Annotated in this window: 17 protein-coding genes; 9 read left to right on the top strand and 8 right to left on the bottom strand. The window is 33.2% G+C overall.

Going from position 1 to position 16,156, the window contains the following annotated elements; genetic code table 11:
* Positions 1–3 precede the first annotated feature (3 nt).
* Positions 4–1,695, top strand: coding sequence for a single-stranded-DNA-specific exonuclease RecJ (gene recJ / locus Q361_RS00765; RefSeq protein ID WP_103724798.1), 1,692 nt, complete (start codon positions 4–6; stop codon positions 1,693–1,695).
* Between the two features lie 36 nt (positions 1,696–1,731).
* Complete coding sequence (locus Q361_RS00760) at positions 1,732–2,388, top strand: peptidoglycan-binding domain-containing protein (protein ID WP_103724797.1); 657 nt, start codon at positions 1,732–1,734, stop codon at positions 2,386–2,388.
* A gap of 9 nt (positions 2,389–2,397) precedes the next feature.
* Here the strand turns inward: Q361_RS00760 and Q361_RS00755 are convergent, their stop codons facing one another.
* Positions 2,398–3,525 (bottom strand): glycine-rich protein, encoded by a 1,128-nt coding sequence (locus Q361_RS00755; protein ID WP_103724796.1) that lies wholly within the window; start codon positions 3,523–3,525, stop codon positions 2,398–2,400.
* Between the two features lie 197 nt (positions 3,526–3,722).
* On the opposite strand from Q361_RS00755, the gene Q361_RS00750 reads away from it, so the two are divergent.
* The gene (locus tag Q361_RS00750) at positions 3,723–4,364 is read left to right on the top strand and encodes an HD domain-containing protein (RefSeq protein WP_103724795.1); all 642 of its coding nucleotides are present in this window, start codon (positions 3,723–3,725) and stop codon (positions 4,362–4,364) included.
* A gap of 81 nt (positions 4,365–4,445) precedes the next feature.
* Here the strand turns inward: Q361_RS00750 and Q361_RS00745 are convergent, their stop codons facing one another.
* The 7 genes from Q361_RS00745 to Q361_RS00715 form a co-directional block, all read right to left on the bottom strand.
* Positions 4,446–5,228 carry an enoyl-CoA hydratase/isomerase family protein gene (locus Q361_RS00745; protein ID WP_103724794.1) on the bottom strand — a complete coding sequence of 261 codons (783 nt, stop codon included), beginning with the start codon at positions 5,226–5,228 and terminating at the stop codon, positions 4,446–4,448.
* 161 nt (positions 5,229–5,389) lie between these two features.
* Positions 5,390–6,802 (bottom strand): sensor histidine kinase, encoded by a 1,413-nt coding sequence (locus Q361_RS00740; RefSeq protein WP_103724793.1) that lies wholly within the window; start codon positions 6,800–6,802, stop codon positions 5,390–5,392.
* A 108-nt stretch (positions 6,803–6,910) separates the two neighbouring features.
* Positions 6,911–7,459: a CopD family protein gene (locus tag Q361_RS00735; protein ID WP_103724792.1), complete on the bottom strand. Its 549-nt coding sequence runs from the start codon at positions 7,457–7,459 to the stop codon at positions 6,911–6,913.
* Positions 7,460–7,927, bottom strand: a complete 468-nt coding sequence (locus Q361_RS00730; RefSeq protein WP_103724791.1) for a hypothetical protein — start codon at positions 7,925–7,927, stop codon at positions 7,460–7,462.
* Positions 7,912–8,928: a ferrochelatase gene (gene hemH / locus Q361_RS00725; RefSeq protein WP_103724790.1), complete on the bottom strand. Its 1,017-nt coding sequence runs from the start codon at positions 8,926–8,928 to the stop codon at positions 7,912–7,914. The genes Q361_RS00730 and hemH overlap by 16 nt, the downstream gene beginning before the upstream one ends.
* The gene (locus Q361_RS00720; RefSeq protein ID WP_103724789.1) at positions 8,925–9,329 is read right to left on the bottom strand and encodes an FEKKY domain-containing protein; all 405 of its coding nucleotides are present in this window, start codon (positions 9,327–9,329) and stop codon (positions 8,925–8,927) included. Before Q361_RS00720 ends, hemH begins: the two co-directional genes overlap by 4 nt.
* On the bottom strand, positions 9,329–10,201 hold the full coding sequence (locus Q361_RS00715; protein ID WP_103724788.1) for a helix-turn-helix transcriptional regulator: 873 nt from the start codon (positions 10,199–10,201) through the stop codon (positions 9,329–9,331). The genes Q361_RS00720 and Q361_RS00715 overlap by 1 nt, the downstream gene beginning before the upstream one ends.
* Before the next feature lie 230 nt (positions 10,202–10,431).
* Here Q361_RS00715 and hemA point away from each other — a divergent pair, with 230 nt between their 5' ends.
* The 6 genes from hemA to Q361_RS00680 all read left to right on the top strand — a co-directional run bounded on the left by hemA (position 10,432) and on the right by Q361_RS00680 (position 16,145).
* Positions 10,432–11,682: a glutamyl-tRNA reductase gene (gene hemA, locus Q361_RS00710; protein ID WP_103724787.1), complete on the top strand. Its 1,251-nt coding sequence runs from the start codon at positions 10,432–10,434 to the stop codon at positions 11,680–11,682.
* Positions 11,683–11,695: 13 nt separating this feature from the next.
* Positions 11,696–12,622, top strand: coding sequence for a hydroxymethylbilane synthase (gene hemC, locus Q361_RS00705; RefSeq protein ID WP_103724786.1), 927 nt, complete (start codon positions 11,696–11,698; stop codon positions 12,620–12,622).
* A 36-nt stretch (positions 12,623–12,658) separates the two neighbouring features.
* Positions 12,659–13,330 (top strand): uroporphyrinogen-III synthase, encoded by a 672-nt coding sequence (locus tag Q361_RS00700; RefSeq protein ID WP_103724785.1) that lies wholly within the window; start codon positions 12,659–12,661, stop codon positions 13,328–13,330.
* An 11-nt stretch (positions 13,331–13,341) separates the two neighbouring features.
* Entirely contained in the window at positions 13,342–14,367 is a 1,026-nt protein-coding gene (gene hemE, locus Q361_RS00695) for a uroporphyrinogen decarboxylase (protein ID WP_103724784.1), read from the top strand.
* Positions 14,368–14,838: 471 nt separating this feature from the next.
* Positions 14,839–15,741 carry an oxygen-dependent coproporphyrinogen oxidase gene (gene hemF / locus Q361_RS00685; RefSeq protein WP_103724782.1) on the top strand — a complete coding sequence of 301 codons (903 nt, stop codon included), beginning with the start codon at positions 14,839–14,841 and terminating at the stop codon, positions 15,739–15,741.
* Between the two features lie 41 nt (positions 15,742–15,782).
* Positions 15,783–16,145: a four helix bundle protein gene (locus Q361_RS00680; RefSeq protein ID WP_103724781.1), complete on the top strand. Its 363-nt coding sequence runs from the start codon at positions 15,783–15,785 to the stop codon at positions 16,143–16,145.
* The last annotated feature ends 11 nt before the right edge of the window (positions 16,146–16,156 follow it).

The following is a 16,156-nucleotide window of genomic DNA, read 5'->3' as shown; positions in this document are numbered from 1 at the left end:
ACTATGCGCTGGAATATTCAATCAACACCAAACACTCAAAAATTACAACACTTACAAAACGAGCTTCAGGTAGATACTACTATTGCTACATTATTATTGCATAGAGGTATAGAAACCTACGAACAAGCCAAGCAGTTCTTTAGACCAACATGGCATGATTTGCACAATCCATATCTTATGAAAGACATGGATAAAGCTGTAGCAAGAATAGAAAAAGCGATAGCCAACAATGAAAATATCTTAATTTTTGGCGATTATGATGTAGATGGTACAACTGCCGTTGCTTTGGTTAGTTCATATTTAAAAAATTACTATAAAAACATAGCGACTTATATACCCGATAGATATACAGAAGGTTACGGTGTATCGTTTCAAGGAATAGATTTTGCACACGATAATGATTTTTCTCTTATTATCGCACTAGATTGTGGTATAAAATCTATAGAACATGTACACTATGCACTTCAAAAAAATATAGATTTTATTATCTGCGATCATCACCTTCCTGCAGATGTATTGCCTTCTGCTATAGCTGTTTTAGACCCAAAAAGACAAGATTGTACATATCCTTACAAAGAACTTTGTGGTTGTGGCATCGGTTTTAAACTAATTCAGGCATTAGCAAAAAATAAAAAGCAAAGCGATATTGATTTAATGCCTTACCTAGACTTAGTAGCCACAGCCATAGCAGCAGATATTGTACCCATAACGGGCGAAAATAGAGTATTGGCAAAATTAGGATTAGAGGTTATTAATTCCAACCCTCGACCAGGAATAAAAGCGCTCATTCAAAACTTAAAAAAGCAATACCTCACCATTTCTGATGTTGTTTTTATTATTGCTCCACGAATAAATGCAGCAGGTAGAATAAAACATGGCAATGAAGCTGTGGCATTGCTTACAGAGTTTAACATAAATCAAGCTGAAATTTTTGCCACAGAAATAGAACAACATAATTCAGATAGAAAAGATATAGACAAACAAATCACAACAGAGGCATTAGAACTTATACAATTAAACAACGAGCAAGAAAACTACACTACAGTAGTATACCAACCACATTGGCATAAAGGAGTGATAGGTATTGTTGCCTCTAGACTTATAGAAAATTATTACAGACCTACTATTGTATTTACAAAAAGTGATACTAAATTGGCAGGTTCGGCACGCTCTGTAAAAGGGTTTGATGTTTACAAAGCCTTGGAAAATTGTGCACAACATTTAGAACAATTTGGCGGGCACATGTATGCGGCAGGTATGACTTTGCAAGAAGATAATTTTTTGAATTTTAAACACGCTTTTGAACAAGAAGTAAAAAAAACAATTCCTGAAGAATTACGTAGCCCAGAATTGAGTATCGATATGGAATTGGATTTCGATAAAATTACCCCAAAATTTTTAAGGATTTTAAAACAATTTGAACCTTTTGGCCCGCAAAACATGACACCTGTTTTTGTAGCCAAAAATTTAAAAGATACGGGCTTTGCTAAACAAATGGGAAAAAACAATGAACATTTAAAACTTTTTATAAAACAGCCTAACAGTGTTGGTATAGATGCTATTGGTTTTGGATTGGGAGATAAAATAAATTTGGTTCAAAATCAACAAGTGTTTAACGCTGTATTTTCTATTGAAGAAAACGAATTTAATGGTGTTGTAAATTTGCAATTAAAAATAAAAGACATTCAACCGTAATTATCTCTATTTTTGCATTTTAATTTTTTATTCTAAATGAAACAACTTATTATACTTTTACTGTCTATCATAGTCCTATTTATAGGCATTCATGTTTATACCAACTATCAAAGATTTCATGGTGTAAAAAGCGAATATAAAACCCAAGCAACACTCGATTTAAACTATTATGACACATCTGTAATAACCAATTATTACCGAGCAGTAGAAGAATTAAATAGTTATGTTCGAATGCAATGGGCAGAAAATAGCATTGATGTACGTTTGCCACAAAACGACACTCAAGAAACCAAAGATGCTTTGTTAGAATACAATAAAAAATTAGCCGAAGTAAAACGCTTAGAAAACAAGCTGTCTTTTTCGGCACAACTTAAAAAACAAGGGTTTAATAATCAAGACGTACAAGTTTGTGAACAAACAGGAAGTACAATAAAATATAACGACTGGCTTTCCAATAACTTTTTAATACAAACCTATAGGACCAATCCAGAAAAATATAGTTTAAAAATTGGCGATTACAATTCGTTTGTATACGAGCTACAAAAAAAGCTTGTTCAAAAAGGATATAAAATTCCTGTAGACGGTTTATACAGAGATATTACACAAAAAGCAGTCGGGCAATTTGAATTAAAACACAATTTATTGCCCGATGGTAAAGTAGATAGTATGATGCTTGCTTATTTATTAAAATAAGTAAAGCTCTTAATACGAAATGACAACTAGACCATTTCCACCTGGTTCAGTTCCACTTGGAACCCCTCCGCCAATAGCTATTCCAGTTATATAATCTGGATCTGTATTTGAAGGTGGATAGACAATATTTCCTGAAGTGTCAATATTTCCTGCTACATTACTTGATAAAGTAAAAGACCCAGAATAATACGAACTTCCGCCACCGCCGCCAGAAGAGTAAAAAGAAGGAGAGTTACCTCCGTAGCCACCGCCACCGCCATAATAACCGCCACCGCCACCGCCACCGCCATAGCTGTATGCAGCATTTCCACTACCTCCTTGTAAAGCAGTACCAGCAGTACCATTCCTTGGGTTTGTTGGGCTACCATTATAAATTCCTCCCGCACCACCAGTTGAAGTGGTACCTCCAGTTCCTCCGGTGTATGAAGCACTATAATTGCCCGCCGATATTCCTGTTGTAGCACCGCCTCCGCCACCATAGGTTGAAAAATCAAAATAGCCACCTCCGCCACCTCCGCCACAAATTACTAATGTATTAGTTAACGATACTGAATTATTAAATATGCCACTATAACCCCCTCCCGAACCTCCTCCTGGACCGCTTGATGCGCCTCCGCCATAACCTCCTGCTACGCCGCTTGTACTATATGCGCCTCCTTTTCCTACAGCTATTATTAAAGTTTGACCAGGTGTTACAGTAAGTGTTCCTGAAATAAAAGCTCCAGAGCCTCCAGAACCATATGAACCTCCGCCACCAGCTCCCCATATTTTAACGTTTAAAGAGGTAACTCCAGCAGGTACAGTAAATGATTGGTCGGAACCAGTATATGAATAAACATTTTTAAAACCTAAAGAACCTAGGTTTTCATAAACAAGTTGTTTCCAAGATGGAGAACTCGGTGTTCCTGCATTTACAGCAATTTTATTTGTTGTAGTACAATAAACCATCAAACCTGTAGCAGGACTAACTATTGCCTCTATTTGTGCTTTTGTTAATCGAGGTAATAATACTCCTTGATTGTTGGTAGAAGATTGAATGTCTAAAATTGCTGAGGCATCTGGACTTGTTGTTCCAATACCTATTTGACTAAAAGCAATTTGAACCCAAAAAAATAGTAGTAAGTTGTAGTGTTTCATATCTTTAAGGTTTTTGTTAAAATTACTTAAAATTTTTATATTATTGTTTTTTCATTAATAAAAAAAGCTTTAAACTATAATATTTGGTAAAAATTTAATAAGTTTTTGGTGATTAATACTGCTCTTTGTAAGTAATTGATTAATAAATAAACTTTTAAAGCAATCCACAAATTCTAAAATCATACTATTTTTGCGCTATGATATTTGAAGTAACTAAAAGTTTTGTAAAAAAAGAGTTGAAATATGCCGAAGGAGGGCATGATTGGTACCATATTGAAAGGGTATACAAAAACGCATTACTTATTGCTAGAGAAGAAAAATGCAATATTACAGTTGTAAAACTAGCTGCTCTTTTGCACGATATTGCCGATAGTAAATTTCATGATGGCGACGAAACTATCGGCCCAAAAAAAGCTAGAGAATTCTTAGCTTCATTAAGTATTGCGTCTGAAGATGTTGAGCATGTAGTACAAATTATCGAAAACATATCCTTCAAAGGAGGCAATTTTGAAAAACCATTTAATTCTATAGAGTTGCAAATAGTGCAAGATGCCGACAGACTCGACGCTATAGGAGCCATTGGTATTGCTCGCACATTTAATTATGGAGGCTATAAAAATAGAAGTATTTATAATCCAGAGATTGCCCCTAAAATAAACATGACCAAAGAAGAGTATAAAAAAAGTGAAGCGCCTACAATCAATCATTTTTACGAAAAATTGTTGTTGCTAAAAGATAAAATGAATACTGAAACTGGAAAAAAATTGGCTAAAAACCGTCATGTTTTTATGGAACGATTTTTAGCACAATTTTATGCTGAATGGGATGGAGAAAATTAGTATTCTATCTTATAAGTAAGTTAGAATAGTCTAAAATATAATGAACTACTATTATAAATGGTTTTTAATAAACCACAAAAACTAGTTTCCTTTAAAGTCGGCTTTTCTCTTTTCTAAAAATGCAGTTGTTCCTTCTTTAAAATCTTCTGTTCCAAAACATTTTCCAAAATTTCTAATTTCTACATCGTAGCCGTCTACATCGTGCTTAAAGCCTGCGTTAATAGATTTTATAGCTTTGCTTAGTGCTACTGGAGAATTTTTTACGATTTTTTGAGCAATACTTAGTGTTTCTTCTACTAAGAATTCTTGTTTGTAAACATGATTTACAAGGCCATATTCTTTGGCTGTTTCTGCATCGATCATCGAGGCTGTCATTATCATTTCCATAGCGCGACCTTTACCTACAAGTTGTGGTAAACGCTGTGTGCCTCCGTAGCCTGGTATTACTCCGAGTGTTACTTCGGGCAGTCCCATTTTGGCGTTGTCTGAAGCGGTTCTAAAATGACACGCCATGGCGAGTTCTAGGCCGCCACCGAGTGCAAAGCCATTGATGGCTGCTATCACTGGCGTTTTTAGTTTTTCTACAAAATCAAACAATAGTTCTTGTCCTTGTGCGGCTAGTTGTGCGCCTTCTTCTACAGAAAAATTTGCAAATTCTGAAATATCGGCTCCAGCTACAAAGGCTTTTTCGCCAGAACCTGTAATAATAATTGCTCTTACATCTGGGTTTTGTTCTAATGATGTAAATGCTTGGTGAAGTTCTAAAATAGTAGCTTTGTTAAGCGCATTGAGTTTTGATGGACGATTGATGGTAATTTGTGCAATTTGATTTTCGGTGGTTACCAATAGGTTTTCAAATGTCATATTAATTTGGTTTGTTGTGGTTTATGGTTTACTTTTTTAGCCCCGATTGTAGTGGAAATCCTTTTGTTTTTGAGGTTACGAAATAACAAAAGATTGCAACGTAAAGCGGGAATATGGTTGGTTGAAAATGCCCATGCCTTTCGCTTATAAAATTATAAAATTTATTTTAAGATAGGTAAACTCACTATAAAAGTGGTGCCTTTGGCTACTTGGGTTTCAAATGTAATAGTTCCTTTGTAATTTTCTATAATGTTTTTTATAATACCTAAGCCCAACCCCATACCGCTTGTTTTGGTGGTAAATTTTGGTTCAAATATACGGTCTCGAAATTCAGGTGGTATGCCTATTCCGTTATCGGTAACGGCTATTTGAACTTGGTTTTCAAGCTGTTTTACGGTAACATGTATCGATTTTTCGTTTTGGTTTTCGGGTATAGATTGTATGGCGTTTTTTACTAAATTGGTGATGATTCTTATGAGTTGAGTTCTATCCATTATGGTAATAATTTCTTCCTCGTCGCTGTAAAAATGTATGTAGTCTTCATTAAAAATATCCAATGAAAATTCTACCACTTCTACTACATTAAGCGTTTCGTTTTGCTGAGCAGGCATAGATGCAAAGTTTGAAAACGCAGATGCAACGGCTGTCATTGTATCTATTTGCTGGATAAGAGTTTTGGTATAATCGTTGAGTTTTTGGCGCAGGTTTGGATCGTTTTCGTCAAACTTTCTTTCAAAACTTTGCACTGTTAAGCGCATGGGTGTAAGCGGGTTTTTAATTTCGTGTGCCACTTGTTTTGCCATTTCTCTCCAAGCTTGTTCGCGCTCGCTTTGTGCCAGCATCGTGGCGCTTTCTTCAAGCTTATCTACCATTTTGTTGTAGGCATTAATGAGCGAGTTTATTTCACGGCTGTTGGCTTCAATAACAATTTTTTCGTTTTTTTGGTTTAGGCTTGTTTCATTAATTTTATCGGAAATAGTTTTTAGGGTTTTGGTAATGTAACTCGCTAAAAAATAAGCAAGTCCAAAAGAAATAAGAATCATTAATAGGTATACTTGAGACAATCTAATAAGAAACTCTTGTATTTCGTTTTGGTAAAAACTATCATCTTCGGCATACGGTAAATTAAGTATGCCTAGCGGCTTAAATTTATCGTCTTTTATTTGAGTGTACGATGATCTAATTTTTACACCCTCTACGTTTTTAATGTCAATGTATCTTTTTTCAATGCTCGATTGTACCAATTTTAAAACATATTTTGGTATAGGTGGCGAAATGCTGTCTATAGAAAAAGAGGCTTTGGACGATTTGAGTAGTTTTCCTTCTAATGAATAAATATTGATTTCTATATTATGAATATCGGCAAGCTCGTGTATTTTGTCTTTAAAAATGTAGGGTAAATTTCGCTCTGTAAGTGGGTAAGTTGTATTGGCAAGCACGTAGTTTATATGTTCTTTTACTGCGTCTTCTTTGCGCTCCATACGCTCTTGTTGGTAACTGCGTGCTTCATTTTTGAACTGAATAACAGACATATAAGCCAACAATGTAGAGGCAATAAGAATCAATACTACCATAGACAGGAATATCCTGATACGGAGCGAAAGCATTGATATTTTGAAGTTTTTTAACATTTTTAGGTATTCGGCATTAGTTGAAACTCATTGCTTTTTACTATTGCCTTTTTACTTTTTCTCTCTTATTTTTTTATAAAATTTAAAACCTAACATAATAAGTATTGAAAACAAAACGATATCAACAACGCCATAAACCCAATTGATAGCATTTTTTAAAATTACTAAAAATACTACAGCAAAAAGTATAATGGTCGCTACTTCGTTCCAAAGTCGAAAAAAATTTGAAGAATGATTACACGTGTCGTTTTGCAATTGTTTAAATAGTTGATGGCATTTCCAGTGATACAAATACAATACCAAAACAAAAGCGAGTTTTACATGCATCCATGTCATAGATAGCCAAGCGTTGCCAATAGGGGTAAAAAAAATCATCCAAAAAGCAAAAAAACTTGCCAAAACAGCGCTAGGCCATGCAATAATGTACCATAAACGATAACTCATTATTTTATATTGATTGAGCAGAATGGTTTTTTCGGGTTCTGTTTTTTGAAACGCTTCTGCTTGATATACAAACAAGCGTACAATATAAAACAAACCTGCAAACCAAGTAATCACAAATATTAAATGTAATGATTTTATGTAGTTGTAAAGTTCCATTTATTTGGTTTTATCATGAATCTCTAGATTCAAGGTTTTATTAATTTTATATGCAAATTTTATAGCTTTCATTCTATTATCACTTTCAAAAATAGTGTAATGCATTTCGTTTTCATCAAACAAATTTACCTGATATCCCTTACCATAAAAGTATCTATTTGTACTCTCTTCACAAAGTGTTTTCTCTAAAATTGAGAAAACGGAAATATACTTTAATTTTGGTATTGGTTTCCATTTTCCAAATTTTATTCCTAAAAAGGAACTAAAAAAACGAATTTGTTGGTTTAATAAATCGATTTGAATGCCTTTAAATAATAGTATTGGTATACTAAAAATAAAAAGAAGTGTTGCATAAAGAAATGATTGTATAGAAAGAAAATAAACTCCAAATCCTAATAATAGCAAAAGCACGAGTATTTTGATAATAAAAAGATGTGTATCGAAGTATATTGTTAATTTTTTTTCCATTTCTCAATCCAATTTGCAACTGTTTTTGCCCAATCATCATTATCATTCAAACACGGAATTGCTTTAAAATATGCTCCGCCGTTTTCTTTAAAACTGTGCGCTGCTTCCATGCCAATTTCTTCTAAGGTTTCTAAACAATCGCTCACAAAAGCAGGAGTTACAACTGCCAAGTTTTTTATGCCTTTTTGTGCCAAACCATCAATAGTAGCATCGGTATAAGGCTGTAACCAAGGATCTCTACCCAAGCGCGATTGAAACGAAGTGCTGTAAGTTCCTTCTTTTAAATTTAGCTTAGTAACCACTTGTTTTGTGGTTTCGTAACATTGGTGTCGGTAGCAAAATTCGTGTGCTGGAGATGACGACGCACAACATTGACCGTCTATTTTACAATGACTTTTGGTTATGTCTGATTTTTTTATGTGGCGTTCGGGTACACCGTGATAGGAAAATAAAACATAGTCAAAAGTGTGTTTTTGTAATTCTACATCAACAGATTTTGCTAGGTTTTCTATGTATTCTTCTCGGTTGTAAAAAGCAGGAATTGTGCTAAACTTCATGGCAGGAAATTTTTCTTTCCTAATTTTTTCTGCCAATACCAAAATAGTTTCGGTTGTTGCCATAGCAAACTGAGGATACAAAGGAATAAGTAGCACTTCGGTAACACCTTTGTTATGCAATTCTTGCAACCCGTTTTCTATAGAAGGGTTTCCGTAACGCATAGCTAGCGCTACTGGAATATCGAGCTGTTTTTGTACTTTTTCTAGTAACTTTTTGGATAAAACAATAAGTGGAGAACCATCTTGCCACCATATTTTTTTGTAGGCAGCGGCCGATTTTTTTGGTCGTGTATTGAGTATTATTCCTTTTACCAAAAAAGCGCGTAATAAATAGGGTAAATCTATTACACGTTCGTCCATAAGAAATTGGTCTAAATATTTTTTTACATCTTTTGGTTCTGGGCTATCGGGCGAACCAAGGTTTATAAGTAATGCTCCTTTCATTTATTTATAATACTATCTATTTGTTTTTTCATTTTTTGTTCCCAGTTTTTACCATTTCGTTGTAAAAGATAATCTTTAGTTGCTTTGTTGTATTTTTTTGACAATATTTTTGTTTGATTATCAATTACACAACCTAAATTATATTTGTATAATCCATATTTAGAAAAAATAGTGTTTACTTTTTCATTTTTATTTATAAACTCATTGTATCGTTTTATGTCATCTAGATTATTAACCCTTACAGGAGGAATAAAAGGCAATCCAGAAGTAAAACTTTTTATCGAATCAACTTTGATATCATGCTGAGCATTATCTAAGATTTCTTTAAACGAAGGATCTTTAATTGTTGCACAATTTAAAAAAAACACAGAAAAGATAATTATAAAAACTATATTTCTCATCACATATTTACATTCAAATTCAATAAATATTTTTTTGGCGTTATGCCAAATTTTTTCTTAAAAGCTGCAATAAAATGGCTGGCTGTACTGTAGCCTATTTTTAGCCCAACTTCGTTTACGTTGTATGAACCGCTATCGAGCAATTGTCTTGCATATTCCATTTTATAATCAAACAAAAATCCATAAACTGTATCGCCATAAATTTGCTTGAATCCTAATTTAAGCTTTTTTAAACTCAGCCCTACTTGTTCGGAAAGCACCTCTAGAGTAGGCGGTTCGGCCATATTTTCTAGAACGATTTCTTTGGCTTTTCGTATTTTTAACACATTTTCTTCATCTATCAAAAATGGGCACTGTTCTACATTGGCATCTTCAGATCGGTTAAAGTATAAACTTAACAATTCGTAAGCTTTGCCCTTATAATACAAATTTTTTATAGACGGATTAAGGTGGTAATGAAACAGTTGATTTAATACAATAGCCATTGAAGGGCTTATATTGGTTTCTTTATAATACTTTCGGTCTTTGTTTTCTTCGCTTAAAAAAGGTATATGTTCGGCTTGATTTGAAAAAAGTCCGTGAAATTTTTTAATAGAAATTACTATAGAAATCACCCACGAATTGGGGTGCAACTCTAAATGTAGCGGTAATTCTTTTTGCGGATTGTAAAAAAGCATACTTTTTTCTTCGTTTAAATCAATAGAGTAGCCTCCTTGATTAAAGATGAATTTACCTTTTCCTTTCAATCCAAAATGAAATTGTATTAATCCTTGCGGTATTTTTTTTTGAAAAGTAACTTTTTCATTTTCATTATTTTGAAAACGAAATAAAATAAAATCTTTTTCTATACTAATTTCTTCAAAAGAACTCATAGCGGTATTTTTTATATTATAACTTACAACCCTATCGAACTTTGTTATTTAGAATAATTCTATTTAATAAATCTTGAAAGGCTTATATTACTTACAAAAATAGTATAAATATCGTAAAAAGTTCTACTAAGCAATAAAAAAACATTGAGCGACATAAAAAGACCTTTTAGCGTTATTTTTATAAATAAATAAAAAATACTTTTGTGTTGCTTTTAGGTAATAAGCAATTTATGGATAACGGAAATATAGTAAAACACGCATCATTTTATGCTATTGGGCTTAGTTATAAAAAAGCCGATGCTGAAATGCGTGGTAAATTTAGCCTAGACTCAAACTCAAAAGATAATTTACTAAACCAAGCAAAGCAAGAAGGTATTTCGTCATTACTTGTTACATCTACTTGTAATCGAACTGAAATTTATGGGTTTGCACAACACCCTTTTCAGCTTATAAAATTATTATGTGATAATAGCTTGGGCACGGTAGAAGATTTTCAAAAAGTAGCCTATGTATATAAAGGAAAAGATGCTGTAAACCACATGTTTCGTGTAGGAACAGGTTTAGATAGTCAAATTCTTGGTGATTTTGAAATTATTAGCCAACTTAAAAATGCTTTTGTAGAAAGTAAAAATCATCATCTTGTAAATGCTTTTTTAGAACGCTTGGTAAACTCGGTTATTCAAGCCAGTAAAAAAATCAAAACAGATACCGAAATTTCTTCGGGGGCAACTTCTGTTTCATTTGCATCGGTACGTTACATTTTTGAAAATGTAGAAAATATTAGCAATAAAAATATTTTGCTTTTTGGCACAGGAAAAATAGGCAGAAATACTTGTGAAAATTTAGTAAAACACACAAAACATAGCCACATAACCTTAATAAATCGTACAAAAGACAAAGCCGAAAAAATAGCCAATAAACTCAACGTTATTGTAAAAGATTATGCCAATTTGCAACTTGAAATACAAAATGCAGATGTATTGGTAGTCGCTACAGGAGCACAAAACCCAACGGTAGATAGAACAATACTAAATCTAAAAAAACCATTGGTCATATTAGATTTATCTGTTCCAAAAAATGTAAATCCAAATGTAGAAGAAATCGATGGAGTAACTCTAGTACACATGGATCAGCTTTCACAAATGACCGATGAAACTCTTGAAAAAAGAAAACAACATATTCCTGCTGCCGAAATTATTATTGAAGAAATACAAGATGAGTTTTTAGCCTGGACAAAACAACGCAAATTTGCCCCTACTATTCATGCCTTAAAAGCAAAATTAAACAGCATAAAAGAAGGTGAGCTAAACTACCAACGTAAAAAACTTTCTAATTTTGATGAAGAACAAGCCGAACTTATTAGCGCTAGAATAATTCAAAAAATAACCAATCATTTTGCTAATCATTTAAAAGATGACAACACCATGATTGACGAAAGCATTAACTGGATTGAAAAAATATTTCAGTTAGAGAACAATTAAACAAACTTGAAACTTGAAACAAAAAACCATACGAATTGGAACCCGCGATAGCGAATTAGCACTTTGGCAGGCAAAAACCGTAGAAAAACAACTCAACGACTTAGGTTGTAAAACCGAAATTGTAGCCGTAAAATCGCAAGGCGATATTATCTTAGATAAACCTCTTTACGAATTAGGCATTACTGGCATTTTCACAAAAACATTAGATATAGCACTCTTACAGCACGAAATAGACATTGCTGTACATTCCATGAAAGATGTGCCAACAGCATTACCTCATCATATTGTACAAGTTGCAGTACTCGAACGAGCGAACACAAAAGATATACTCGTTTATAAAGAAGGTTTAGATTTTTTAAACAACGAAGGCACCATTGCTACAGGAAGTTTACGCAGACAAGCACAATGGTTGCATAAATACCCACAACACAATGTAGTAGATTTGCGCGGAAATGTAAATACACGCCTTCAAAAACTAAACGATAGCAATTGGAATGGTGCTGTATTTGCTGCAGCAGGATTAGAACGATTGAACTTAAAACCACAAACCAATATTGAACTAGATTGGATGATACCTGCGCCTGCACAAGGCGCTATGGTTGTTGTAGCACATGTAGACAATATAGAAATAGTAGATACTGTTTCGCAACTCAATCATATTGAAACCGAAATATGCACGCATATTGAACGTCAATTTCTACGTACTTTAGAAGGCGGTTGTACAGCACCTATTGGAGCTATTGCAAGCTATAATGAGCAGGAAGATGTTATAATTTTTACAGGCGTTTTATTGTCTATTGATGGAAAACAAAAAATAGAAGTGGAAAAAAAGGTAGCTGTTTCAGAGTGGAAAAAACTAGGGTTTAATACAGCACAAGAAATTTTAAATAATGGAGGAACAGAGTTAATGGCAAACATAAAGAAACAATTGAAGAAATAAGTTTTTCTGATTTCTTAAATCTGTAATCAAACAACCATGACAAAACCAATCAACATATTATCTACCAAAAAACTATTATCAAATCAAAAGCAAGATTTAATCTATGCCAATATTAATCTGATAGAAGAAGATTTTATTTCTATTAAATACACCTCCCCTCCTTTGGAGGGGTTGGGGGAGGCATTAATTTTTACCAGTCAAAATGCAGTACAAAGTGTTTTAGACCACCCAAAATGTAACGAACTAAAAAACAAGAATGCATTTTGTGTTGGAATAAAAACCAAAGAATTATTAACCAAAAACGGATTCAATGTTATTGCATACACAGGTTATGCAGCAGATTTAGCCGAAATAATTAGTTTGATTTACAACCAAGAAAGCTACACATTTTTTAGTGGAAATTTGCGCCGAGATGTGTTGCCAAATACCTTGAAAGAAAACAAAATAATATTGAATGAGGTAAACGTATATGAAACACATTTAACGCCCAAAAAAATAAATGAAAAGGTTGATGGCATATTATTTTTTAGTCCATCGGGCGTTGAGAGTTATTTAAAATTAAACACAATACAAAACGAAAAGTGCTTTTGTATAGGAACAACCACTGCAGAAGCATTAGATAAAAACAAAATAAAAAACATCATAATTGCAACAAAACCATCGGTTGAAAATGTGATTACAGAAGTTGTAGAAAATTATAAACGCTGAAAACTAAAACAATGATAAAAAACGACCTTTTTTTAAGAGCATTAAACAACGAAACCGTAGAACGTCCGCCTGTATGGATGATGCGTCAAGCTGGAAGATATTTACCCGAATTTAGAGCTTTACGCGATAAATACGATTTCTTTACGCGTTGCGAAACACCCGAATTGGCTGCCGAAATTACAGTACAACCTATACGTATTGTAAAACCCGATGCTGCAATATTGTTTTCAGATATATTGGTAGTGCCTCGCGCCATGGGTATTCATGTAGAATTAAAGGACAATTTAGGACCACAAATTCCAAATCCAATTCGTAGCATGGAACAAATCAATCAAGTTATAGTTCCAAATATTGAAGAAACTTTAGGTTATGTAATGGATGCTGTAAAATTGACAAAAGAAATGCTTAACAATGAAGTTCCCTTGATTGGTTTTGCAGGTTCACCATGGACAATTTTTTGTTATGTTGTAGAAGGAAAAGGCTCGAAAAGCTTTGATACTGCCAAAGGATTTTGTTTCTCAAACCCAATAGAAGCACACACTTTATTGCAAAAAATTACCGATACAACGATTTTATATTTAAAAGAAAAAGTGAAAGCGGGTTGCAATGCTATTCAAATTTTTGACTCTTGGGGTGGCATGTTATCACCTGTAGATTATCAAGAGTTTTCTTGGAAATACATCAATCAAATTGTAGAAGCTTTGGCAGATATGACTAAAGTTATTGTATTTGGAAAAGGATGCTGGTTTGCACTCAACGAAATGTCAAAATCTAAAGCTTCGGCTCTTGGTGTAGACTGGACTTGTTCGCCTCAAAACGCTCGCTATTTAACAGGTGGAAACATTACTTTGCAAGGAAATTTTGATCCAAGCAGATTACTTTCTCCTATTCCAACTATCAAAAAAATGGTTCATGAAATGATAGACGAATTTGGAAAAGACAAATACATTGTAAATCTTGGTCACGGAATTTTACCCAATATCCCTGTAGATCACGCTAAAGCGTTTATTGAGGCGGTGAAGGAGTATAGAAAGTAATCAACAATAGTTTTTTAGTTATTAACTTTAGACGTTAATACAACTAATTGATTTAATTTCTAAATGATTAAAGACATTCTAATTTTATTTCCAATTATATTAGCTTTTGGATTCAATTTTTTCTTAACCTTAGGGAGAAGTTTAAATCCAAAAACATTCAGGTATAATGATTTATTTAATAAAAAAGCTCGATATTATATCATTTTTGGAGTTGTTTTAAGTCTAATAGGTATTTTAAATATTCAATACGAAGCAAATGTATTTTACATATCTCCCATGATTACAATTGTTTTAATTTATTTCTTTAATTTTTTAATTTTAAAGCTGTACGGAAGAAATATTTATATTACAACAAAATGGGATTTTAAACCTAAGAACACAAAATTTTTAGATACATTTTTTGGTTTTTTGATTCTTCTAATATCGCTATGTTTGCCATTAATCATTAAAATTTATTTAGATAATTAAATAATGAAAAATAAATTCTACCAATACATACAAAACCTCCAAAATCAAATCACTTCCAAACTAGAAAAAGTCGATGGCGTAGCAAAATTCCGTGAAGACATTTGGGAACGACCAGAAGGCGGTGGCGGAAGAACTCGCATTATTGAAAACGGAGCTGTTTTTGAAAAAGGAGGAGTCAATATTTCGGCAGTTCACGGGAAATTACCCGATACGATGCAGAAACTATTCAACGTAGGTGAAGCCGATTTTTTTGCTTGCGGATTGAGTTTGGTTATTCATCCAAAAAATCCAATGGTGCCAACAGTTCATGCCAATTGGCGCTATTTCGAAATGTATGATGATAACGGAAATGTAATCAACAGTTGGTTTGGTGGCGGACAAGATTTGACACCTTATTATTTATTTGAAGAAGACGGTAAACATTTTCATCAAACATGTAAAACGGCCTGCGACAAACACAATTCAGAATTTTATCCAAAATATAAAAAACAATGCGACACTTATTTTTGGAACGCACATCGAAATGAAGCTCGTGGTTTGGGTGGATTATTTTTCGATTATTGCAAAGCAAATGATGAGATGAGTATGGAAGATTGGTATAACTTTGTAACTGAAGTTGGCAATAGTTTTCTGGAAGCGTATGTTCCCATTGTAGAGCGACGAAAAGATTTACCATATACCGAAGCGCAACGAACTTGGCAAGAAATTCGTCGTGGACGTTATGTAGAATTCAATTTAGTTCACGACAAAGGCACGCTTTTCGGGCTAAAAACCAATGGTAGAATCGAATCTATTTTGATGAGCTTACCACCACACGTACAATGGGTGTATGACCACAAGCCAGAAGAAGGAAGTGAAGAAGAAAAATTAATCAAGGTATTACAGCATCCTAAAGATTGGATTTAAATGATTAGATTTCAGCTATCAGTAGTCAGTAAATTAAGCTTATGAGAGATTATAAAAAATTGCAAGTTTGGGAAAAATCTCATCATTTAACTTTAGAATTATATAAAGAGCTAAAAAATTATCCAAAAGAAGAAATATTTGGATTAACTAGCCAAATGAAAAGATCTTCGAGCTCCATTGCAACTAATATAGCTGAAGGCGTTGGTAGAAATACGAATAAAGATTTTGCCCGATTTTTATCAATAGCATATGGTTCGACAAATGAATTAGAATATCAAATTATACTTAGCATTGATTTACTATTTCTTGAAAAATCAAAAGGAGAAGACTTTTTAGAAAAAATCCAAGAAATTAGAAAAATGTTGCATGGATTAATACTTAAAATAAATAACCCTGAAAGCTGATTTCTGAAGGC

This window comes from Flavobacterium croceum DSM 17960 (assembly GCF_002917885.1).
Classification (GTDB): Bacteria; Bacteroidota; Bacteroidia; order Flavobacteriales; family Flavobacteriaceae; genus Flavobacterium; species Flavobacterium croceum.
This window is presented reverse-complemented; position numbering and strand designations above follow the sequence as displayed.

Coding starts and splice junctions, on each gene's coding strand:
- recJ (WP_103724798.1), top strand. CDS start 4: ATGCGCTGGAATATTCAATCAACACCAAACACTCAAAAATTACAACAC.
- Q361_RS00760 (WP_103724797.1), top strand. CDS start 1,732: ATGAAACAACTTATTATACTTTTACTGTCTATCATAGTCCTATTTATA.
- Q361_RS00755 (WP_103724796.1), bottom strand. CDS start 3,525: ATGAAACACTACAACTTACTACTATTTTTTTGGGTTCAAATTGCTTTT.
- Q361_RS00750 (WP_103724795.1), top strand. CDS start 3,723: ATGATATTTGAAGTAACTAAAAGTTTTGTAAAAAAAGAGTTGAAATAT.
- Q361_RS00745 (WP_103724794.1), bottom strand. CDS start 5,228: ATGACATTTGAAAACCTATTGGTAACCACCGAAAATCAAATTGCACAA.
- Q361_RS00740 (WP_103724793.1), bottom strand. CDS start 6,802: ATGGTAGTATTGATTCTTATTGCCTCTACATTGTTGGCTTATATGTCT.
- Q361_RS00735 (WP_103724792.1), bottom strand. CDS start 7,459: ATGGAACTTTACAACTACATAAAATCATTACATTTAATATTTGTGATT.
- Q361_RS00730 (WP_103724791.1), bottom strand. CDS start 7,927: ATGGAAAAAAAATTAACAATATACTTCGATACACATCTTTTTATTATC.
- hemH (WP_103724790.1), bottom strand. CDS start 8,928: ATGAAAGGAGCATTACTTATAAACCTTGGTTCGCCCGATAGCCCAGAA.
- Q361_RS00720 (WP_103724789.1), bottom strand. CDS start 9,329: ATGAGAAATATAGTTTTTATAATTATCTTTTCTGTGTTTTTTTTAAAT.
- Q361_RS00715 (WP_103724788.1), bottom strand. CDS start 10,201: ATGAGTTCTTTTGAAGAAATTAGTATAGAAAAAGATTTTATTTTATTT.
- hemA (WP_103724787.1), top strand. CDS start 10,432: ATGGATAACGGAAATATAGTAAAACACGCATCATTTTATGCTATTGGG.
- Q361_RS00700 (WP_103724785.1), top strand. CDS start 12,659: ATGACAAAACCAATCAACATATTATCTACCAAAAAACTATTATCAAAT.
- hemE (WP_103724784.1), top strand. CDS start 13,342: ATGATAAAAAACGACCTTTTTTTAAGAGCATTAAACAACGAAACCGTA.
- hemF (WP_103724782.1), top strand. CDS start 14,839: ATGAAAAATAAATTCTACCAATACATACAAAACCTCCAAAATCAAATC.
- Q361_RS00680 (WP_103724781.1), top strand. CDS start 15,783: ATGAGAGATTATAAAAAATTGCAAGTTTGGGAAAAATCTCATCATTTA.